Below are 19,514 nucleotides of genomic sequence, written 5' to 3'. Positions count from 1 at the left end.
ACATCGTTCCAGGTGGGCGCGGGGTAGTCTGCCCGCCATGACGACACATCCGAACACCCCTGCGGGCTGGTACGCCGACCCCCAGGGCCCCCCGAACCAGCTGCGCTGGTGGGACGGTGCCCAGTGGACCGCGCATACCCACCCCGGGCAGCCCGGCCAGGCCGGGCCGCAGCAGGCCGCCCCGCCCAACCCCGACCCCGCCAGGGTTCAGCACCAGGTGCAGCAGCAGGCGCAGGTGGCACCCACGGCGGGCGGCGGCGGCACGCTGTTCACCGAACCGGTGCTGGTGGTGAACCAGAAGGCCAAGCTGATCGAGCTCACCAATGAGTACAGCGTCTTCGACCAGCACGGGCGCACCATCGGTTCGGTGGTCCAGGTCGGCCAGAGCACGCTGAAGAAGGTCGCGCGGTTCGTCTCCAGCCTCGACCAGTTCATGACACACAAGCTCGAGATCCGCGACGCTCAGGGGCAGCCGCATCTGGTGCTCACCCGGCCCGCGAAGTTCATCAAGTCCAAGGTGCTGGTGACCCGCCCGGACGGACAGCCGGTCGGCGAGATCGTCCAGCAGAACGCCATCGGCAAAATCAACTTCGGCATCCACGCGGGCGGCCAGCAGGTCGGCGCCATCAAGGCGGAGAACTGGCGGGCCTGGAACTTCGCCATCGTCGACCACATGGACACCGAGATCGCCCGGATCACCAAGACCTGGGAGGGCCTGGCGAAGACGATGTTCACGACGGCGGACAACTACGTTCTGCAGATCCACCGCCAGCTGTCCGATCCGCTGCTGAGCCTTGTGGTCGCCACGGCCCTCACCGTGGACACGGCGCTCAAGCAGGACGCCCGCGGATTCGGCTGAGCCGGTGGACGACACGGTGTCCGCCGACGCGGCGACGCATGTGCTCGGTATCGATTCGGGCGGCTCCGGCGTACGCGTGGGAGTGGCGCCCGCCGACATCCCCGGCGGCTCCGCCGCGAAGCCGCTGACCTGGTCCTCCGCCACGCCCGCGGGCGTCGGCGACCGGGGCATTGACGCGGCGGCCCTGCTGGCGCGGGTGCTTCCCGCCGCCCGGGAACTGCTGCGCGAGGCCGGGGCCCGGCGCCTCGGCGCCGTCTGTGTCGGAGCCGCGGGCATGGCGACGCTCGGCGACGATCTGCGCGCCAGACTTCCGGACGCGCTCGCCGACGCGTTCGGGGTACGGCGGCTCGCCCTGGCGGCCGACGCGGTGACCGCGTACGCCGGAGCGCTGGGACAGCGTCCCGGCGCGGTGGTCGCGGCCGGGACGGGGCTGATCGCGCTGGGCGCGGTGCCCGAGGACCGCACCGCCCGCCGGGGCGGTACGGACGGCGCCTACGGTACGGAGGGCAGGGGCGCGGGCGGGGGTGTGGCCGCGGGCGGGGGCGCGGGGATCGGCTGGGCCGCCGACCGGACTGCCGATGGGCTCACCGCCGACCGGACCACCGGCGGACGGACCACCGGCGACCGGACCCTCGACCGGCTCACCGGCGGACGGACCACCGACCGGCCCACCACCGACCGGCCCACCACCGACCGGCCCACCACCGACCGGCCCACCACCGACCGGCTCCCCGGCGGCTGGCGGCGCGCCGACGGCTGGGGCCATCTGCTGGGCGACTGCGGCGGTGGCGCGTGGATCGGCCGCGCGGGCCTGGAGGCGGCGATGCGCGCGCACGACGGGCGTGACGGCGGTTCGAAGCCGCTGCTGGCCCGGCTGGAAGCTGTGTTCGGCCCCGCGGCCGAACTGCCGGGGAAGCTGTATCCGCGCCCCGACCGCCCCGCCGTCCTGGCCTCCTTCGCCCCCGAGGTGGGCCGGTGCGCGGCCGAGGACCCGGTCGCGGAGGGGATCCTGCGGGACGCCGCCCGCCACATCGCCGAGGCCGCGGAGGCGGTCTGCCCCTGCCTGGAGTCGAGCGTGGTGGCACTCACCGGCGGGCTGTTCCGCATGGGCGCGCCGCTGCTGACGCCCGTGCGCGAGGAACTGGCGGCACGGCTGCCCGGGACCCGGGTCACCGAAGCGGCCGGGGATCCGCTGGACGGGGCGCTGTGCGTCGCGGCGGCGCTGGCGACGGACGAACTGCGGCTGCCGCGGGACCCGGGGCTGCTCACCGTCGTATGACCGACGTTCCCGTGCGGGGCGCGGGACAGGACGCCGAACCGACGCGGGACGGCGCGGGCGCGAAGCAGGACGCGGGACCTGGCACGAGGCGGGACGCCGAACCGGCGTGACGCGGGGCGGGATGCGAGGCGAGGCGGGGTATCGATTCGCGCGAGACAGGGCGTGTCACGCAAAGCGGAACGGGCGTAAGGCGTGGCTCGACGCGGAATGCGGGATGCGGAACGGGCACGGGCACGGGACAAGGCGCGTGGCGGGGCGCGGCGCCGGGCACCCATACGCGCGACCGGCACCCCCTACGCGGGGCCGGGCACCCCGTATGCGGGGCGGGGCACCCATATACGCGGCCGAGCGCCCCATATGCGTGGCATGGTCGCTATCCGCACGACACGGGCGTTCGCCACACGAAATATCCCATACACCCATCACCCGATATGGCCGCCTTGGACGTCTATTCCGGACACGGGGCCGGTTCTTCGAGCAAAGTAGGGCCCCTGAGCGCACATCAACGCACAACACAATTCGGCAAAGCGGGACAGATACCCCCAGTCACACCCTCCCGAACAGCCGAGCCCATTGAGCGACTAACATGCGGCGCCATGAGCTCCCCCACTGGGCCCGCGTCCGGCCTGCCTGTACGAATGCCGCGTCCCCGCCAGCCCGGACGGCACCGCCGGCCGGAGCCCGCCGCCGCACCTCTCGGTGCGCCTCCGCTGGTGCTGGCCGTCCCGGGCACCCCGGACGACGGTGCCCGGCGCCTGGCGGAGGAGCTTGTGAGCATCGCCCGGTCCGAGATGCCCGGGCTCGACGCCCAGATCGGTTTCCTGGACGGGGACGGCGAGGAGTACCCGCAGCTCGAGGCCGTGCTCACCCGCGCCGCCCAGGAGAACCCCGAGCGTCTGCGGCAGGCGGCCGAGGCCGCCAAGGCCCTCGCCGACGAGGCGGCGGAGGCGATCGCCGCGGCCGAGGCCGCGGGCGAGGTGGTCGACGAGGTCCCGCCCATTCCCACGGTCCCCACCGACGGCCCGGCGGCCGTCGTGGTCCCGCTGCTCGCGGGCCCGGACAGCGCACAGCTGCGCCGGATACGCCAGGCCGTCATGGGCAGCGGTTCCGCGGCCGAACTCACCGACGTCCTCGGCCCGCACCCGCTGCTCGCCGAGGCCCTGCACGTACGCCTGTCGGAGGCGGGCCTGGCCCGCGCCGACCGCGCCCGTCTCTTCACGGTCGCGACCGCCGCGGACGGCATCATCCTGGCCACGGTCGGCGGTGAGGAGGCGGCGCAGGCCGGGGGCATCACCGGCATGCTGCTCTCCGCGCGCCTGGCGGTGCCGGTGATGGCCGCCGCGCTGGACGAGGACGGGGCCGTCGTCCGCGTCGCCGAGCAGCTGCGCTCGGCCGGCTCCGCCCGGCTCGCGCTCGCGCCGTACCTCATCGGCCCGGAGGTCTCCGCCGAGCTGATCACGGCGGCCGCCGAGGAGGCGGGCTGCGCGGCGGCCGAGGCGCTGGGCGAGTACCCGGCCGTGGGCAAACTGGTGCTGGCGAAGTACGCGGCGGCGCAGGGCATCACGCTCCAGCAGCCGTCGCCGGCGATGCGCTGACCCAAGGGCGAGAAGCGGGGGCGGTGACCGGCAGGGTCACCGCCCCCGTACGCCGCCCGTGCCTCCTCCGTTCGCCGTCCGCGTTCACCGCCCCCGTACGCCTCCCCCGTACGCCGCCCCGTTCACCGCCAGCGCGCCTCGCCCCCGTACGCCGTCCGCGTTCAGCCCGCGCGCCTCACCTCCGCTCCCCGCCCCCGTTCACCGCCCGCACACCTCGCCCCCGCTCCCCGCCCCAGTACGCCGTCCCCGTTCACCGCCCGCGCGTCTCACCCCGCACGCCGCCCCCGGTCACCGCGCCCACGCCCCGCCCCGTACGCCGCCCACGCGCCTCGCCCCGTACACCGCCCGCACGCCTCACCTCCGCTCCCCGCCCCCGTACGCCGCCTGCGTGCGCCGACCGCCCGGCGAACGTCAGTCGAAGACCACGCAGGACGCCGCGGGTGCCGGGACCGAACCGCCGCGATGCGGGACCCCCGTCGAGGGGTCGATGTCGAACCAGGTGACATCGCCCGAGCGCTCATTGGCCGCGTAGAGCCGACGGCCCGAGGGGTCGAGGGTCAGATCGCGGGGCCAGTGGCCGCCGCAGGGTGTGGTGGTGACCAGCTCCATGCGGTCGCCGGGCGTATCGAGCGCGAGGGTCGCGATGCTGTCGTGACCGCGGTTGGCGGCCCATACGAAGCGGCCGTCCCCGGAGACCACCACCTCGGAGGGATAGCTCTCGACGGCCGTGTCGCCGGGCAGCAGACGGGTCTCGCCCAGCGGTTCGAGGGCGCCGGACGCCACGTCCCAGCGGCAGGCCGTGATCGTGGGGGCCAGTTCGTTGACGACGTACACGCGGTCACCGCGTGGATGAAACGCCAGATGGCGCGGCCCGCTCCCCGGCCGCAGCCGGACCGTGCGGTGCGCACGCGGCCCGGGGAGCGCGTACACCTGGACCGCGTCGATCCCCAGGTCGACGGCGAGCAGCCAGCCGCCCGACGGATCGGGCGCCACGGCATGGGCGTGCGGCCCGCGCTGCCGCTCCGGATGCGGCCCACTGCCCTCGTGCCGCGACACCGCCACCGGCTCCCCGAGCCGGCCGTCCTCCAGCACCGGCAGCGCGGTGACGCTGCCGGAACCGTAGTTGGCGGTCAGCAACTGCCCACCGGCCAGCGCCAGATGGGTGGGCGCCGCACCGCGCACCGGCACTGGTCCCCCGAGCGGCGAGGGCGGATCCTGGGAGACGTCCAGCGCGGCGGCCGCCCCGTCGTCGGTCTCGCTCACCGCGTACAGAACGCGCCCGCCGGGGGCGAGCACCAGCCAGGACGGATCGGCGACCACGTCCGTGGAGTTCCGGATCCGCAGCGCCCCGGTCCGGTCGTCGACCTCGGCGACGGTGATCCCGGCGCCGCCCTGCGAGGTGAACGATCCGATATACGCCCGCCGCCCGCTACCTGCCGTGCCCACCGCACTCCCCTTCCATCGATTCCGATTCAGGTTCCCGCTCGCGGCCGACGCTAACAGAGCGGTCTAGACCAAGACGCCGCCACACGACGGCCACTCGGGCCCGCCCGCCGCCGGACGCCACGGCCGTCCCCGGCGCCCGGGATCGATCCGCCCGGGGCTATCGGGCCCTGACACCATGCCCATCACCCTCGACCACGACGGCCGGATCCAGGGGAGCGACGGGCCGCACGGCCTGTTCGCGGAAGTTCCGGGTTCCGGCGCCGACCGGAACGCCTTGCCGGGGGCGGCCCTCCGAGGCGGCCGTCCCTGCCCGCACGGCCGCCCCTGTCCCCACGGCCGCCCTTGCCCGCACGGCCACCCTTGCCCGCCCGGCCGTCCCTGTCCCCACGGCCGCCCCTGACCGCACGGCCACCCTTGCCCGCCCGGCCGCCCCTGACCGCACGGCAGGGCGGGCTCTTGGCATGCTGTGACCATGAGCATCCTGCCTGCCGTGATCTTCGACCTGGACGGCACCCTCGTGGACAGCGAGCCCCTCTACTACCAGGCGGGGCGGCGGACCCTCGAGCGGTACGGAATCACCGGTTTCACCTGGGAGGAGCACACCGAGTTCATCGGGATCGGCACCCGCGAGACCCTGGAGACCCTGCGCGGCCGGTACGGTATCGACGCGCCCGTGGAGGAGCTGCTCGCGGTCAAGAACCGGCACTATCTGGAGCTGGCCGCCACCACCGAGGCGTTCCCGGCGATGCGCGCCCTCGTGGAGCGGCTCAGCGCCGCCGGACATCCGCTGGCCGTCGCCTCCGGCTCGTCCCGTTCGGCGATCGCGAGCGCGCTGAAGGCCACCGGTCTGGAGGCGCTGCTGCCCGTCCAGGTGTCCGCGGAGGACGTCGGCCGCGGCAAGCCGGAGCCGGACGTGTTCCTGGCCGCCGCACGTCTGCTGGCCGTCGATCCGGCGGAGTGTGTGGTGATCGAGGACGCCGGTCCGGGGGTGGAGGCGGCGCGGCGGGCCGGGATGCGCTGTATCGCCGTTCCGTACGCGGCCGGTCCGTCGCCGGACGGCGGGGCGTTCGCGTCCGCCGGGCTGCTCTTCCCGGGCGGGCAGCCGGAGTTCGACGCCCGGCGGGCCTACGAGTGGATCACGGCTGGTAGTTGACCCCCGGCATCTCGTCACCGGCCCTCGGTGAGATCATGCGCATGCCCGGACATTCACCGGCATGTCAGAGGGGAGACGGAGGGCATATGGAAAGACGTGGGGGCAAGGCGATCCGGCGCTGGGGGACGGCGGTCATCGCCTCGGCGGCGGTCCTGTCGGTCGCCGCGCCGACGGCCACCGCACAGGCGGCTCAGGCCGCGAGCGGTCCGTCGGGTGTCAGCGCCAAGGGCGCGTACCTGCTGGACAACGGCACCAACAAGAAGCTGTGGTCCAGGGCGGCGGACACCAAGCGGCCGATGGCGAGCACCACGAAGCTGATGACGGCGGTCGTGGTCCTCGACACCCGGGGGGTGAACCTCACCAAGAAGGTCACCGTCAAGCAGTCGTACATCGACTACACCGCCTCCGTCGGCGGCAGCAAGGCGGACCTGAAGAAGGGGGACAAGCTCACCGTCAAGCAGCTGCTGTACGGCCTCCTGCTGCCGTCCGGCTGCGACGCGGCCATGGCGCTCGCCGACACGTTCGGCACCGGTGACACCACGGCCAAGCGCACCAAGTCGTTCATCGCGCAGATGAACAAGAAGGCGTCGGCGCTGGGGATGACCAAGACCCACTACGACACCTTCGACGGCATCTCGCAGGGGGGACAGAACTACACCACGCCCCGGGACATGGCCAAGCTCGCCCGGCACGCGCTCGGCAACTCCACCCTGGGCACGGTCGTCAAGTCCGTCGACACCATCCAGAAGGCTCCGGCGGCCAACGGCAGGACCAGGACGTACTACTGGAACAACACCAACCGGCTGCTGGGCTCGTACAGCGGCGCGATCGGCATCAAGACGGGCACCGGCACGGCGCCCGGCAGGTGCCTCGTCTTCGCCGCCAAGCGGAACGGGCGCACCGTGGTGGGCGTGATACTGAACGCCCCGAAGCGGTACCCGGACGCGAAGAAGATGCTCGACTGGGCCTTCCAGGCGCAGACCAAGGTGACCTGGCGTCAGCTTCCGAAGGGCACCCCCGAGGACTGATGCCCGGCGGGCACCTCCGAGGGCTGGTCCCCGGTGGGCGCCTCCGAGGGCTGGCCCTCCGAGGGCCGGACCTCGGAGAGTGCCTTTGAGGGCCGGTCCTCGGAGAGTGCCCCGAGGACTCCCCCGAGGGCTGGTCCCCCGGGGGCGCCCCCGAAGGCTGATCGCCGCCCGCCCGCCACGCGGGCGGCGGTGCCCTGCCCCGGCCGGATCGCCGTCCGGCCGGGGCACCGGGCCGTACCGGCGGCGGTCAGCCGCATCTCCGGCCGGTGTTGATGCACTTCACGGCCTTCTTCATCAGCGACGTGGACATCACGTTGATGAAGTCGCCGTGGTCGGTCACCGGCTTGTGCAGTTGCTCGGGGAAGCTGTCGACCGCGAAGAGCGCGCCGGGCGCGACCCGGTAGGTGATCCGCTGGACCAGCTGGGGAATGGCCTTGAACCCCCGGGGACACGCGCCCTTGGCGTCCGCGAAGGCCACATGGGTGCGGTGGTTCGCGCTGTCGGTGTTCCTGCCGTCCCAGCAGCTCTGGAACGCGAAGGTGCGGACCACCTTGCTGCCCTTCGGGCAGAGCGGGTACTTGTCCTTCAGCTGCCGGTTCTCGAATCCGGTGCAGCTCCAGGAGGCGTTGGCGTTGGCCGTGCCGTTGGTGAAGGACTTGGCGTCGCCGGTGATGATGCGCAGGAACCTGGGCATCGCGACGACCTTGGAGACCGCGCTGCCCCGGAAGCTGATCGACGCGGTGGCCGGCCGCAGGATGCGCCCGACATTGCCCTCGGCGCCCCCGCCGGGCTGGTCGGCGTCGGCCTCCTTGGTCCCGTCCTGGAGCCGCAGCACCGGCCAGTAGTGGGTGGAACGGTCGCCGTTGGTGCAGGTGGTCCCGGCGACCGCGAGCCCGTCGTTGGTGGAGAAGGCGTCGGTGTCGAGGTTGCCGACGTAGTCGTGCATGTGGTGGGCGCCGTTGCTCACACCGGGGGCGACGATCACGTTGTCCGAGTTGAAGTGCTTGGTCTCGTTGCGCCCGCAGCGCGAGGAGAAGGTGCCGCGGGAGGCGCCGGCCTGCCGGCGGGGGTTCTTGACGTTCGGCCGGACCGTGCGGATGTCCACGAAGTCCGCCCGCTGCGGGCCGGCCGGGGTCTGACCGCCCGCGGCCGGAGCGGCCGGAGCGGCGGGGGCGGCCGTTCCGGCGGCTGGGGTGGCGTCGGCCGGTGCGGCGGCGGGGGCCGCCTCCCGCACGGTGCAGGACGCCAGCGTGTCCAGGCCGGACGGGCGGCTCGCCACACGGCCGATCTCGTCCCCGATGCGGTTCAGCGCGCCGCGCCGCTGGGTGGCCAGCGGCTCCAGCACCCGGGTGCGCACCCAGTCCCGGTCGGCACCGGTGCCGCTTGCGGCCAGCCGCTGGTAGGCGTCGGCGACCTGGCTGTCCATCGCCGCCAGTTCCCTGTCCACGGTGGGCCGCGCCTGCCGCGGCACGCTCGACAGCCGGGTCGCGGCGTCCGGGCATGCGACGGTCATCGCCGTCCGCGCCGGGGTCTGCCGCCCGGTCGACTGCCGGGCGGCGGAGGCGTCGTTGTCGGTCATCAGGAGAGCCCCGCCGCCCACGGCCAGTGCGGTCACTCCGACCACGGTCAGCCCGATGACCCTGGATCGCCTGTGTCTCTTCTTGTTCCTCATCCTTCGCCCCTCATCGGCCATCGTCCTACGCCGGGGACGGCTTGCCCTCGGCCGCGTCGGACCGCGCCGTCCTCGCCTCGTCCGGGGCGAGGAGGCACAGCGCGACACCGAGGAATACGGATGGCGGGGCGGTTGGTCTCAACTCCCGCCGCGACGGATCGCCTTACCGGCGGATTACCGGTGGAGCCGGCGGATGGCAGGGTCTTCGCAAGCGCTTCACCACATGTCCACGGACCAGACGGACTAATCTGATCAACTGCGGCTAGAGTGTGTGCTTCGCTGTAGTACCCCCACCCGTGTCATACCCACCCGTGCAGTACTCCCGCACGTGCAGTACCCCCCACTCGTTGTCCCTCTAGGCGCCGCGGAGCCCCCATGTCCAGCGCGTCCCCGTCCAGCGGACGTCATCGCAAGCCCAAGCCCATGAGCCTCGCGGTGCGCCGCGCGTTCATCGTCGCAGCCGTGCCGGTCACCGGCGCGCTGCTGTCCGCTCCGTCCGCGCTCGCCGCCGACAAGAGCGTCAAGACCACCGGTACCACCCGGTCCGTGGCCGCCGAGGGGCTCGACCCGGCCGAGCAGCGGATCGCGGACCGGCTCAACACCCGGAGCCAGGACCCGGACCTCGGCACCACCTTCAGCGGCATCGTGCTGGACTCCGCGTCCGACAAGGTCGTCTGGGAGCACAATGCCGGGACCGCGCTGATGCCCGCGTCCAACGCCAAACTGGCCACCGCTACGGCGGCGTTGACCATTCTCGGCCCCGAGCACCGGTTCACCACCAAGGTCGTCTACGGCCACGGCACGCTCACCCTCATAGGCGGCGGCGACCGCATGCTGACCACCGCCGACCTCACCGAACTGGCCAAGTCCGCGGCCGCGGGGGTCAAGCTCGCGGGTCTGGACTCGGTGAAGGTGCGCATCGACGACAGCCTCTTCGCCGAACCGGCCCTCGCCCCCGGCTGGAACGGCTCCTACTACGACGACCAGGTCTCGCCGGTGCGTTCCCTGGTGGTGGACGGGAAGCTGTCCGCGGACACCTCCATCGACGCGGGGAAGGTCTTCGCCCAGCAACTCGCCGACCAGGGCGTCACCGTCGACGGCGAGGTCACCCGTGGCACGGCCTCGGCGACGGACGTCCCGGTGGGACAGCATCTGTCCCCGCGGCTGTCCGAGACGGTCAAGAAGATGCTCAAGGAGAGCAACAACGACATCGCCGAGACGCTGCTGCGCATGACCGCGCTCGGCGCCGGGAAACCGGCCACCTTCGAGGGCGGCACCCAGGTGGTGCGGGACGTCCTCAGCCAGCGCTACGGCGTCTCGATGGCCAACTTCGAGCTCTACGACGGCAGCGGGCTGTCCCGCGCGGACCGCATCCCGGCCCAGACCATCGCGGACATCCTCGACCTGCTCACCGATCCGCGCTACCGGGGTCTGCTGCGCTCCATCGACGAGGGCCTGCCCGTGGCGGGCGAGGCGGGCAGCAGTCTGGGCCCCGAGTGGGGCCGTTTCGACACCCCGGACTCCGCTTGCGCCGTCGGCCGGGTCAAGGCCAAGACGGGCACCCTGACCGGCGCCATCGCCCTCAGCGGCCTGACGAGGGCGGAGGACGGCCGGTGGAAGGTCTTCTCCTTCGTCGAGAACGGTTCCACCGCCGACCCCGCCGCGATCAAGGACGCCGTCGACGGCCTCGCCGCCACGGTCAACGGCTGCCCGGCGTAGCCGCCCTGTCCCACGGCCGCTGGGGACGCCCCTCGGACAGGGGCGTCCCCAGCGGCGTTCCGGGGGGTCGGCGGCCTTCCGTTCAGCCGGGAAGCCCAGGGGGACCGCGGCCTTCCGCTCAGCCCAGGAAGCCCAGAGGGAATCGCGGCCTTCCGCTCAGCCCAGGAAGCTCAGGGGCCGCGGCCTTCCGCTCAGCCCAGGAAGCTCAGCCGGACCTGACGGTTCGGATTGTCGACATTGGTGTCCACCAGACACACCGACTGCCAGGTGCCCAGGGCGAGCCTGCCGCCGACGACCGGCAGGGTGGCGTGCGGGGGGACGAAGGCGGGCAGGACGTGGTCGCGGCCGTGGCCGGGGCTGCCGTGGCGGTGCCGCCAGCGGTCGTCCGGGGGCAGCAGATCGCGCAGCGCGGAGAGCAGGTCGGTGTCGCTGCCGGCACCCGTCTCCAGGATCGCGATCCCGGCCGTGGCATGCGGGACGAAGACGTTGAGCAGGCCGTCGCCGCCGCCCGCCACCTCCCGTAGATACGCCTCGCAGTCGGCCGTGAGGTCGGCGACGGTCTCGGTGGAGCCGGTGGTGACGTCGATGGTGTGGGTACGGAATGTGCTCATGGAACCATCCTGGTACGCCACCGCGTAAAACGCCCGCAACAAAGGTCCGAGGAGCAAGACACCGTTGACCGGTTCTGGACGCGCTCGCTAGCGTCAAAGGCATGTCTACGTCAGCCCTGCTCACCACGCGCGGTCATATCGACCTGCTGCGGGTGGCGTCCGCCGCGTGTCCCGGCCTCCGCTGACCTTTCTCCCTCCCCGCTCCTCCGCACTCCTCCCCACTCCCCTCCCCGCTTCCGTCTCGTTCCGCCGTACCGTGCCGATCGCCGCGTCGTACGACCTCGAGGCGTACCCCTGTTGTGGAGCCCCCATGTCCCCGGTTCTCGAACCGGTCGTCCCGCTCTCCGCGCGCCGCCGCACCGTGCCGCGGTGGCTGCGCCGCACGACCGGCCCACTCCTCCTGCTGGTGCTCTGGCAGGTGTGCAGCGCCACCGGAGTGCTGCCCTCCGACATCCTGGCCTCCCCCGGCACCATCGCCCGTACCGCCTCCGACCTGCTGGAGGACGGCACCCTGCCGCACGCCATGCTGGTGTCGGTGCAGCGGGTGCTGATCGGACTGGTGCTCGGCGGAGTCATCGGCGTCTCGCTCGCGCTGGTCTCCGGGCTCTCCCGGCTCGGGGAGGACCTCGTGGACGCGAGTGTGCAGATGCTGCGCAGCATCCCCTGGGTCGGCATGATCCCGCTGTTCATCATCTGGATGGGCATCGGCGAGGCCCCGAAGATCGCGCTCATCGCACTCGGCGTCACCTTCCACCTCTATCTGAACGTCTACGCGGGCATCCGCGGCGTGGACGCGCAGCTCATCGAGGCCGGGACCGCACTGGGGCTGGGCCGCTGGGGGCTGATCCGTCATGTGGTGCTGCCCGGTGCGCTTCCCGGTGCCATGACCGGACTGCGGTACTCCCTCGCCACCGCCTGGCTGGCGCTGGTCTTCGGCGAGACCATCAACGCCGATGACGGGATCGGCTTCCTGCTCAACCGCGCACGGGAGTTCTTCCAGACCGATGTGATCGTGGTCTGCCTGATCGTGTACGCCGCCCTCGGCCTGCTCGCCGACGCCATCGTCCGCACTCTGGAGAGGCTACTGCTGCAATGGCGACCGAACTTCACCGGCAAGTGAACCCCCCGGAGCAGCGGGTGAACCCGCCGGAGCGGGACGCCCGCCCCGGGGAGGAGGGCGGGAGCGACGACGCCGCGGTGCGGGTGCGCTCGCTGACCCGGTCCTTCGACGGCCGCGCGGTCATCGACGACCTCCATCTGGACGTCCGGACGGGCGAGTTCGTGGCACTGCTCGGGCGCAGCGGCTGCGGCAAGTCCACGCTGCTGCGGGTGCTCGCCGGGCTCGACCGGGAGATCGAGGGCGAGGTGCTGGCGCCGCGCCGCAAGGCCGTCGCCTTCCAGGCCCCGCGGCTGATGCCCTGGAAGAAGGTGTGGCGCAATGTGCTGCTCGGGCTGCCCGGCCGTCCCGGGCGGGCCGTCGCCGAGCGGGCCCTGAAGGAGGTCGGTCTCGGCCATCGCGTCGACGCCTGGCCCAAGACCCTCTCCGGCGGTGAGGCACAGCGCGCCTCGCTCGCCCGCGCGCTGGTGCGCGAGCCGGATCTGCTGCTGCTGGACGAGCCGTTCGGCGCGCTGGACGCGCTCACCCGGATCACCGCCCAGCAGCTCGTCGCCGAGCTGTGGCAGCGGCGCGGCTGCGCGGTGCTGCTGGTCACGCATGACGTGGAGGAGGCGCTGTTGCTCGCCGACCGGGTCCTGGTGATGGACGGGGGCGTCATCGCGCATCAGGTCCGGGTGGACCGGGACCGGCCGCGCGACATCGCCGACCCGCTCCTCGCCGAGCTGCGCACCGAACTCCTGGGCCGACTGGGTGTGCGGGCGCCCGAGCCGGCTGTCAACGAGGTCGTCTGATCCCGCCCGGCCGGTCGGCCTGGTACCAGCCGCGACCCGCACCGGCCGCCGACCCTGCCGCCCGTACCCCCGCCGACCGCCGCCCCTGCCACCCGTACCCCCGCCGACCGCCGCCCCTACCGCTCTTGCCCGCACCGGCCGTTACTGCCCTCGCCCCACCGGCCGCCGCCCCTACCGCGCCTGCCCCGCACCTCTGCTCGCGATCCCGCGAACGTTCCGAACGGACCTGAGCTGACATGAGACGGCGAATCGTCCCCGCCCTGTCCCTCCCCCTCGCCCTGCTGCTGTCCGCATGCGTCAGCCCGTCGTCGCACAGCGGCTCCGGCTCCTCCGGCACCACCGACGGCAAGGGCGATGTGACCCTCAACGTCGGTGACCAGAAGGGCAATGACGAGGCGGTGCTGCGCGCCGCCGGACAGCTCGAGAACCTCCCCTACAAGATCAAATGGTCCACGTTCACCTCCGGTCCGCCGATCCTGGAGGCCGTGAGCGCCAAGGCCGTGGACATCGGCGGGGTCGGCAACACCCCGCCCGTCTTCGCCGCGGCCGCCAAGTCCGACATCAAGGTCGTGGCCGCCAAGCACGGCACCTCCGACGGCGAGACGATCCTGGTCAAGAAGGGATCGCCGGCGAAGCAGGTCGCCGACCTCAAGGGGAGGTCGGTCGCGGTCGCGCAGGGCAGCTCGGCCCACTACCAGCTGGTCGCCTCGCTCCGCAGGGCCGGGCTCTCGGTCAAGGACGTCAAGGTCACCTTCCTGCAGCCCGCCGACGCCCTGGCCGCCTTCAGCCGCGGCAAGGTGGACGCCTGGGCCGTCTGGGACCCGTACACCTCCCAGGCGCTGCGCCAGTCGGACGCACGCGTCCTCACCACGGGCAAGGACGTGGTCAACGGTCTCAACTTCCAGGTGGCCAACCCGTCCTCGCTGAAGGACCGGAAGAAGGCGAAGGTCATCGAGGACTATCTCGGGCGGCTGCGGCGGGCCCAGGACTGGGTCTACCGGCACCCCGAGGAGTGGGCCAAGGTGTGGGGCGAGGAGACCGGGCTGCCCTACCAGGTGGCGCTGGACTCGGTGAAGCGGACCAACGGCACCCGGGTGTACGTCGCCGTGGACAAGCCCGCCATCGCCTCGGAGCAGGAGATCGCGGACACCTTCGCGCAGCTGAAGCTCATCCCGCGCCGCTTCCGGTTCGCCGACTACGTGGACACCCGCTTCAACGGCGGTCTGCCGCCGTCCACCTCCGCACCGCGCACCTACGGGAAGGGCTCCTGATGGCGCGGCCGGCGCGACCGGGCCCGGTCACCGGTCGGCCAGGGCCGACCGCACATTGGCCCTCAGGGTGGCCAGGTCACGGCGCGCGGCCTCGTAGTCGGCCCGGTGTGCCGTGATGTCGGCCCGCTGCCGCTCGGCGAGCACCGCCGACCACACGCCGACGGTGTCGTGCTCCCGCTTGCACTCGACGTCGGCCACGGCGGTGCTCACCTCCCGCCGGGCATGGGGGGGTGTTGCCGTCCTCGCCACGGTGCCACGCCGTGTCCTGGTAGGCGTCGTCCGGGGTGCGGTACCGCTTGAACCCCTTGTCCACCAGGCACTGGGACCACGACCGCAGGGCCCGGCGCACGCGCGGGTCCTGCCGCGCGGCCCTCTCCAGGGTCAGGGCGCGCCCGTCGGATGCCCGCGGACGGTCCGGTCGGTCACGCCGCCCGCCTGGCCGCCGGGTACCCGACCGCCCGGACGTCCTCGGGCCCCGCACGATCCGAGCGGTCCGGGCCGCGTGCGGCGCCGCCACACCGGTGCCACCTGCCGTGGCCAACCGGTCCTGACGTCGTTCGAGCCAATGGCGTGCGTCCATCGGGCCGCCGGACGCGGGCCCGGACGCCCGGACCCGACGTCGATCGGGGAGCTGGGCGGCGGGAGCTGCACGGCTGGGAGCCGGGCGACGAGGAGTTGAGCGACGGGAAGTTGGGCGACGCGGCGCCGGGCTAGCGTCGGGAGAGCGGCAGCCGGACGGCCGGGGGAAGCGGCGCCGGGACGGGGTCGGCCTGGAACGACTGGATCATCAGGGCCGCGAAGCGGCGCGACGCCGCGACCCGCATACGGGGTGACTCGGCGCGGATGCCTTCGTTCGCCATCAGGGCCAGGCTCACGTCCTCCAGTACGAAATCCGCCCGCAAGGAGCCCGCTTCCTTCGCCCGCCGCACCAGGTCGAGCAGCAGGCGCAGCGAGCGATCGCGGTCCGCGGCGAAGTCGGCCGCCTGGGGAAGCTGCGAGGTGAACACCCGGGCGAAGCCCCGGTCGAGGGCGTGCATCTCCATCAGCTTCTCGATCACCAGGCAGAACCCGCGCCACGGATCGTCCGCCGCCGCGCCCTCCTCCACGATCGTCGAGCACAGGGCCATCTGCTCGGCGAACGCCTCGGTCAGCAACGCTTCCTTGGTCTGGAAATGCCGGTAGACGGTGGCGACGCCCACCTCGGCGCGCCGGGCGATCTCCCTGATCGGCACGTCCAGGCCCTCGGCGGCGAAGGCCGCGCGGGCGACCGCGAGGATCCGGCCGCGGTTGTCGCGGGCGTCCGCGCGGAGCTTTGTTACCACTTTGGCCGTCACCGCTCTCACTTTAGCCAAACGGACGGGGTGCTCCGTTACGGTCCGGCGCATGAGAGCAGTGCAATTCACCGAGTACGGGCCACCCGGCGTCGTCCACATCGCCGACGTCGCGGCGCCGCATCCCGGACCGGGCCGGATCCGCATCGCCGTACGGGCCTCCGGGGTGTCCCCCGGGGAGACGAAGATCCGCTCCGGAGCGTGGCGTGACCTGGTGCCCATCACGTTTCCGTATCGGACCGGGTTCGACGCCGCGGGCGTGGTGGACGAGGTCGGCGACGGCGTCACGGGGGTGGGCGTCGGTGACGAGGTGTTCGGCATGACCACGACGACCACACGCGGCGCCAACGCCGATCACGCGGTCCTGGCCGCCTGGGCGCCCAAACCCGCCGGGTGGAGCTGGGAGGAGGCGGGCGGCGCCGCGGGCGCCGTCGAAACGGCCACCCGGGTCCTGGACCGGCTCGCGGCCGGCGCCGGGGACACCGTGCTCGTACAGGGCGCGGCCGGTGCGGTGGGCACCGTCGCGGTCCAGCTCGCGGTCGCCCGCGGCGCGGCGGTCATCGGTACGGCGAGCGAGCGCAACCACGATTTCCTGCGGTCCCTCGGCGCGGTGCCGACGACGTACGGGACGGGGCTCGTCGAACGGGTCCGCGCGCTGGCACCGGCCGGAGTGGACGCGGTGTTCGACTGCGCCGGAGGGGCGCTGCCGGACCTCATCGCCATCGCCGGCGGCACGGCGCGGGTGGTGACGATCGCCGACCTCGACGCGGCGGCCCACGGCGTACACATGTCGCACGGAGCGCCGTCCGACGACACGGGCGCCGCGGTGGGAGCCTCCGCCGACCCGCTGGCGGTGCACGGCCTGGCGATCGCGGTGGCCCTCGCCGACGAGGGCCGGCTGCGGGTGCCGGTCGCGGCGGCGTTCCCGCTCGCGGAGGCCGCGGCCGCACATGAGCTGAGCGAAGGCCGCCACGCCCGCGGAAAGATCGTGCTGGTGCACTGACCGGACGCCCGTGGCCGGTCACGACGGCCTGCCACGGGCCCGGCGCCACCGGCCGGACCGGGCGGGTGACGCGGCCCGGCCGAGAGCCACGGCTGGACCGGGCGGCGCGGCGGGGCCGGGGGCGGGGGCGAGCCGGGGGCCGCAGCCGGGCCGAGCAACGCGACCGAGCCAAGCGACGCGACGGGACCGAGCGGCGCGACCCGGCCGGGGGCCTCGACCGGACCGGGCGGCACAGCCGGGCCGAGCAACGCGACCGAGCCAAGCTACGCAGCCGGGCCAGAGGACCCAGCCGGGCCTGGGGCCGCGACCGGGCCGGGCGACGCGGTCGGCGCCCATCCCGTCCGCGCGGGGCGCCGGTGGCGGCTTGACCCGGTGACCCGTGCCCCCATGACAACCTGACACCCGACCCCGTGCCACTGCGCCCCCCGTGACACCGCGACACCCGACCCCGCGACACCGTGACACCACGCCCCCACGCCCCCACGCCCCCGCGACACCGCGACACCGCGACACCGCGACACCGCGACACCGCGATCGTGCCGTCAAGACTTGGCGTGCGCGGACGCCATCACCGCCTTCGCGCCTCCATATCTGAACGCACATCTGAAGTGGGACCAGCGCCACTTCCGCGAGGTCGGGGCGGAGCCACGCCCATGCGTTCAACTGCTGAACTCCGCAGGGCTCTTGACCGACGAGGGCACAGTCCATGACAGTCGTTCTTCGCGAGCGCTCCCCAGACGCAAACGGTGCTCGCGCCGCGGGGCCGTGTGCTCGTACGCCCCGTGACTGACGTTCCTCCGAACGAAAGCAGCCCCCCACATGTTCAGGTTCACCTCCGCAAGGACCACGGCGGACACCTCACGCCGCCATCGACGGCGCCGTGTGGCCTTCCTGGCCACGCTGTCACTTCCGCTGACCGGACTGCTGGCCCTCACCGTGTCCGCCACCACCGCCACCACCGCCACCGCGGGCGAACCCGCCGCCGCGGCCGAGTGGACCACCGTCTTCCGGGACGACTTCGACGGTGCGGCGGGCACCGGTCTCAACAAGGACGACTGGCTCTACGACATCGGCACCGGCTACCCGGGCGGTGCCGCGAACTGGGGCACCGGCGAGATCGAGTCGGTCACGGACTCGACCGACAACGTCTACCAGGACGGTGAGGGTCACATGGTGATCAAGCCGATCCGCGACGCCTCCGGGAAGTGGACCTCCGGCCGCGTGGAGACCCAGCGCACCGACTTCGAGGCGCCGGCCGGCGGACAGCTGGAGATCAGCGCGTCCCTCAAGCAGCCCAACCCGGAGAAGGCGCTCGGCATCTGGCCCGCCTTCTGGGCCATGGGCGCCGACGCCCGTCCGACCGGAGCCACCAACTGGCCGGGCATCGGCGAGCTGGACATCATGGAGGACGTCAACGGGCTGAGCAAGCACTCGCACACCTTCCACTGCGGCGAGTGGGCCGGCGAGTGCAACGACCCGGACGGGATCAGCAGCGACCTGCTGCCCTGTGACACCTGCCAGACCGACTACCACACGTACTCGGTGATCGTGGATCGCACCGACACCGCCGCCGAGAAACTGCGTTTCTACCGGGACGGCAACGAGACCTTCACGGTGAACCAGGACCAAGTGTCCGCGGAAACCTGGAAGAAGGCGGTCGACCACGGGTTCTTCGCCATCTTCAATGTCGCGGTCGGCGGCTCCTACCCGAACAAGGTCTGTGGCTGCACCTCACCGGCGCAGGACACCACCTCGGGTGAGGGGATGAGCGTGGACTGGTTCTCCGTCAGGGTGAGCCAGTAGCGACACACTCGGCCGCACGGTCGTTCAGGGGCCCGCCGCGGAAGCGGCCGGGCCCCCGCGCCCCGGCCCGTCAGACCGCGGGCCGGCGGACGGCAAACCCAGGCGTCGCCGGCGGGCGGCAATCGGTAGGCGTCCCCTTCGCAGCGGCCAGGGTCCGGTACCGGCAGGCAGGAGCACTTCGTCGATGCGGTGGACGGTGATGTCGCCCACGGTCCAGGAAGAGTCGGCCGGAGGGGCCGGAGGCGGTCGTCGTCATCGCGGGTGGCCGCCGGCGGTGGGGGATGCGGTGCGCCGCGTCGCGGCCAGTGCCGCGCCCGCCGCGACGGCGAGCAGGGCGGCGGCGACGGCGTAGACGTGGGAGGTGCCGCGCAGTCCGTAGTGCTCGGTGGCGGCGCCCTCGGCGATGGCGGGCAGGCTCATGGACAGGTAGCTGAGGACGTAGTAAGCGGCCAGGGTCGCCGCGCGGTCCCGCTCGTCGAGCGAGGCGAGCGTCATGCGCAACGCCCCCTGGGAGACGGCGCCGAACGCGGCGCCGGCCAGGGCCGCGCCGCCATAGACGGCGGGCAGCCCGGCGCCGTGCAGACCGCTCAGGGTCAGCGCCGCGGCGGGGACGACGGCCAGGCTGCCGCCGGTGGCGGCGACGGCCGGCGCGGTGTGCCGCAGCGCCCATACGGTGAGCGCGGCCGTGGCGGAGAGGGTGAAGAAGACCATGCCGCCCGCCGCCCGCGGGGCGCCGGGTGCCACCAGGCGCACCAGCGCCGGACCGAGGGAGGAGTAGAAGCCGCCGAGCGCCCAGATCGCGACGACGCCGGTCCCGGCGGTCAGCAGGGCACGGC

The 19,514-nt window shown here is 73.1% G+C and carries 17 protein-coding genes and 1 pseudogene; 12 read left to right on the top strand and 6 right to left on the bottom strand.

Going from position 1 to position 19,514, the window contains the following annotated elements:
* Positions 1 to 37 precede the first annotated feature (37 nt).
* From AXW62_RS21910 to AXW62_RS21900, 3 genes are all read left to right on the top strand, one after another.
* Entirely contained in the window at positions 38 to 859 is an 822-nt protein-coding gene (locus tag AXW62_RS21910) for an LURP-one-related family protein (RefSeq protein ID WP_060946032.1), read from the top strand.
* Positions 860 to 863: 4 nt separating this feature from the next.
* Entirely contained in the window at positions 864 to 2,138 is a 1,275-nt protein-coding gene (locus AXW62_RS21905) for an N-acetylglucosamine kinase (RefSeq protein ID WP_252368675.1), read from the top strand.
* Positions 2,139 to 2,734: 596 nt separating this feature from the next.
* Positions 2,735 to 3,733, top strand: a complete 999-nt coding sequence (locus tag AXW62_RS21900) for a sirohydrochlorin chelatase family protein (RefSeq protein ID WP_030842463.1) — start codon at positions 2,735 to 2,737, stop codon at positions 3,731 to 3,733.
* Positions 3,734 to 4,144: 411 nt separating this feature from the next.
* Here AXW62_RS21900 and AXW62_RS21895 read toward each other — a convergent pair whose 3' ends face one another.
* Positions 4,145 to 5,179, bottom strand: a complete 1,035-nt coding sequence (locus tag AXW62_RS21895; protein WP_060946031.1) for a lactonase family protein — start codon at positions 5,177 to 5,179, stop codon at positions 4,145 to 4,147.
* Positions 5,180 to 5,651: 472 nt separating this feature from the next.
* Between AXW62_RS21895 and AXW62_RS21890 the strand changes: the two genes are divergently transcribed.
* Positions 5,652 to 6,332, top strand: coding sequence for an HAD family hydrolase (locus AXW62_RS21890; RefSeq protein WP_107406327.1), 681 nt, complete (start codon positions 5,652 to 5,654; stop codon positions 6,330 to 6,332).
* Positions 6,333 to 6,418: 86 nt separating this feature from the next.
* A complete protein-coding gene (locus tag AXW62_RS21885; protein WP_060946029.1) occupies positions 6,419 to 7,360 on the top strand; it encodes a D-alanyl-D-alanine carboxypeptidase family protein in 942 nt (313 codons plus the stop codon).
* Positions 7,361 to 7,607: 247 nt separating this feature from the next.
* On the opposite strand, the gene AXW62_RS21880 is transcribed toward AXW62_RS21885, so the two are convergent.
* On the bottom strand, positions 7,608 to 9,032 hold the full coding sequence (locus AXW62_RS21880; RefSeq protein ID WP_060946028.1) for a DUF1996 domain-containing protein: 1,425 nt from the start codon (positions 9,030 to 9,032) through the stop codon (positions 7,608 to 7,610).
* Between the two features lie 375 nt (positions 9,033 to 9,407).
* Here AXW62_RS21880 and dacB point away from each other — a divergent pair, with 375 nt between their 5' ends.
* Positions 9,408 to 10,751 carry a D-alanyl-D-alanine carboxypeptidase/D-alanyl-D-alanine endopeptidase gene (dacB, locus tag AXW62_RS21875; RefSeq protein ID WP_060946027.1) on the top strand — a complete coding sequence of 448 codons (1,344 nt, stop codon included), beginning with the start codon at positions 9,408 to 9,410 and terminating at the stop codon, positions 10,749 to 10,751.
* A gap of 191 nt (positions 10,752 to 10,942) precedes the next feature.
* On the opposite strand, the gene AXW62_RS21870 is transcribed toward dacB, so the two are convergent.
* Complete coding sequence (locus AXW62_RS21870) at positions 10,943 to 11,362, bottom strand: YjbQ family protein (protein WP_030831886.1); 420 nt, start codon at positions 11,360 to 11,362, stop codon at positions 10,943 to 10,945.
* A gap of 101 nt (positions 11,363 to 11,463) precedes the next feature.
* Between AXW62_RS21870 and AXW62_RS47175 the strand changes: the two genes are divergently transcribed.
* The 4 genes from AXW62_RS47175 to AXW62_RS21855 all read left to right on the top strand — a co-directional run bounded on the left by AXW62_RS47175 (position 11,464) and on the right by AXW62_RS21855 (position 14,541).
* Positions 11,464 to 11,547 (top strand): putative leader peptide, encoded by an 84-nt coding sequence (locus AXW62_RS47175; protein WP_350203233.1) that lies wholly within the window; start codon positions 11,464 to 11,466, stop codon positions 11,545 to 11,547.
* Positions 11,548 to 11,672: 125 nt separating this feature from the next.
* Positions 11,673 to 12,482: an ABC transporter permease gene (locus tag AXW62_RS21865; protein WP_060946026.1), complete on the top strand. Its 810-nt coding sequence runs from the start codon at positions 11,673 to 11,675 to the stop codon at positions 12,480 to 12,482.
* Positions 12,455 to 13,270, top strand: coding sequence for an ABC transporter ATP-binding protein (locus AXW62_RS21860; RefSeq protein WP_060946025.1), 816 nt, complete (start codon positions 12,455 to 12,457; stop codon positions 13,268 to 13,270). Before AXW62_RS21865 ends, AXW62_RS21860 begins: the two co-directional genes overlap by 28 nt.
* Before the next feature lie 236 nt (positions 13,271 to 13,506).
* A complete protein-coding gene (locus tag AXW62_RS21855; RefSeq protein ID WP_060946024.1) occupies positions 13,507 to 14,541 on the top strand; it encodes an ABC transporter substrate-binding protein in 1,035 nt (344 codons plus the stop codon).
* Between the two features lie 27 nt (positions 14,542 to 14,568).
* Here the strand turns inward: AXW62_RS21855 and AXW62_RS21850 are convergent, their stop codons facing one another.
* Entirely contained in the window at positions 14,569 to 14,739 is a 171-nt protein-coding gene (locus AXW62_RS21850; RefSeq protein ID WP_159060932.1) for a hypothetical protein, read from the bottom strand.
* A gap of 512 nt (positions 14,740 to 15,251) precedes the next feature.
* Positions 15,252 to 15,875, bottom strand: a complete 624-nt coding sequence (locus tag AXW62_RS21845) for a TetR/AcrR family transcriptional regulator (RefSeq protein WP_060946022.1) — start codon at positions 15,873 to 15,875, stop codon at positions 15,252 to 15,254.
* A 49-nt stretch (positions 15,876 to 15,924) separates the two neighbouring features.
* On the opposite strand from AXW62_RS21845, the gene AXW62_RS21840 reads away from it, so the two are divergent.
* Positions 15,925 to 16,875 carry an NADP-dependent oxidoreductase gene (locus tag AXW62_RS21840; protein WP_060946021.1) on the top strand — a complete coding sequence of 317 codons (951 nt, stop codon included), beginning with the start codon at positions 15,925 to 15,927 and terminating at the stop codon, positions 16,873 to 16,875.
* 819 nt (positions 16,876 to 17,694) lie between these two features.
* Complete coding sequence (locus tag AXW62_RS21835) at positions 17,695 to 18,678, top strand: glycoside hydrolase family 16 protein (RefSeq protein WP_078962005.1); 984 nt, start codon at positions 17,695 to 17,697, stop codon at positions 18,676 to 18,678.
* Positions 18,679 to 18,930: 252 nt separating this feature from the next.
* On the opposite strand, the pseudogene AXW62_RS21830 reads toward AXW62_RS21835, so the two are convergent.
* Positions 18,931 to 19,514 (bottom strand): annotated as a pseudogene (locus AXW62_RS21830) (MFS transporter); the annotation flags it as partial.

It is taken from the genome of Streptomyces hygroscopicus subsp. hygroscopicus (assembly GCF_001553455.1).
Classification (GTDB): domain Bacteria; phylum Actinomycetota; class Actinomycetes; order Streptomycetales; family Streptomycetaceae; genus Streptomyces; species Streptomyces hygroscopicus.
Note: the sequence above shows the minus strand (reverse complement) of the source record. Positions and strands in the feature narration are given on the sequence as shown.

What these genes read in the sequence shown, in the direction of transcription:
- AXW62_RS21910 (WP_060946032.1), top strand. Translation starts at nt 38, where the DNA reads ATGACGACACATCCGAACACCCCTGCGGGCTGGTACGCCGACCCCCAG.
- AXW62_RS21900 (WP_030842463.1), top strand. Translation starts at nt 2,735, where the DNA reads ATGAGCTCCCCCACTGGGCCCGCGTCCGGCCTGCCTGTACGAATGCCG.
- AXW62_RS21890 (WP_107406327.1), top strand. Translation starts at nt 5,652, where the DNA reads ATGAGCATCCTGCCTGCCGTGATCTTCGACCTGGACGGCACCCTCGTG.
- AXW62_RS21885 (WP_060946029.1), top strand. Translation starts at nt 6,419, where the DNA reads ATGGAAAGACGTGGGGGCAAGGCGATCCGGCGCTGGGGGACGGCGGTC.
- AXW62_RS21880 (WP_060946028.1), bottom strand. Translation starts at nt 9,032, where the DNA reads ATGAGGAACAAGAAGAGACACAGGCGATCCAGGGTCATCGGGCTGACC.
- dacB (WP_060946027.1), top strand. Translation starts at nt 9,408, where the DNA reads ATGTCCAGCGCGTCCCCGTCCAGCGGACGTCATCGCAAGCCCAAGCCC.
- AXW62_RS21870 (WP_030831886.1), bottom strand. Translation starts at nt 11,362, where the DNA reads ATGAGCACATTCCGTACCCACACCATCGACGTCACCACCGGCTCCACC.
- AXW62_RS47175 (WP_350203233.1), top strand. Translation starts at nt 11,464, where the DNA reads ATGTCTACGTCAGCCCTGCTCACCACGCGCGGTCATATCGACCTGCTG.
- AXW62_RS21865 (WP_060946026.1), top strand. Translation starts at nt 11,673, where the DNA reads ATGTCCCCGGTTCTCGAACCGGTCGTCCCGCTCTCCGCGCGCCGCCGC.
- AXW62_RS21860 (WP_060946025.1), top strand. Translation starts at nt 12,455, where the DNA reads ATGGCGACCGAACTTCACCGGCAAGTGAACCCCCCGGAGCAGCGGGTG.
- AXW62_RS21855 (WP_060946024.1), top strand. Translation starts at nt 13,507, where the DNA reads ATGAGACGGCGAATCGTCCCCGCCCTGTCCCTCCCCCTCGCCCTGCTG.
- AXW62_RS21840 (WP_060946021.1), top strand. Translation starts at nt 15,925, where the DNA reads ATGAGAGCAGTGCAATTCACCGAGTACGGGCCACCCGGCGTCGTCCAC.
- AXW62_RS21835 (WP_078962005.1), top strand. Translation starts at nt 17,695, where the DNA reads ATGTTCAGGTTCACCTCCGCAAGGACCACGGCGGACACCTCACGCCGC.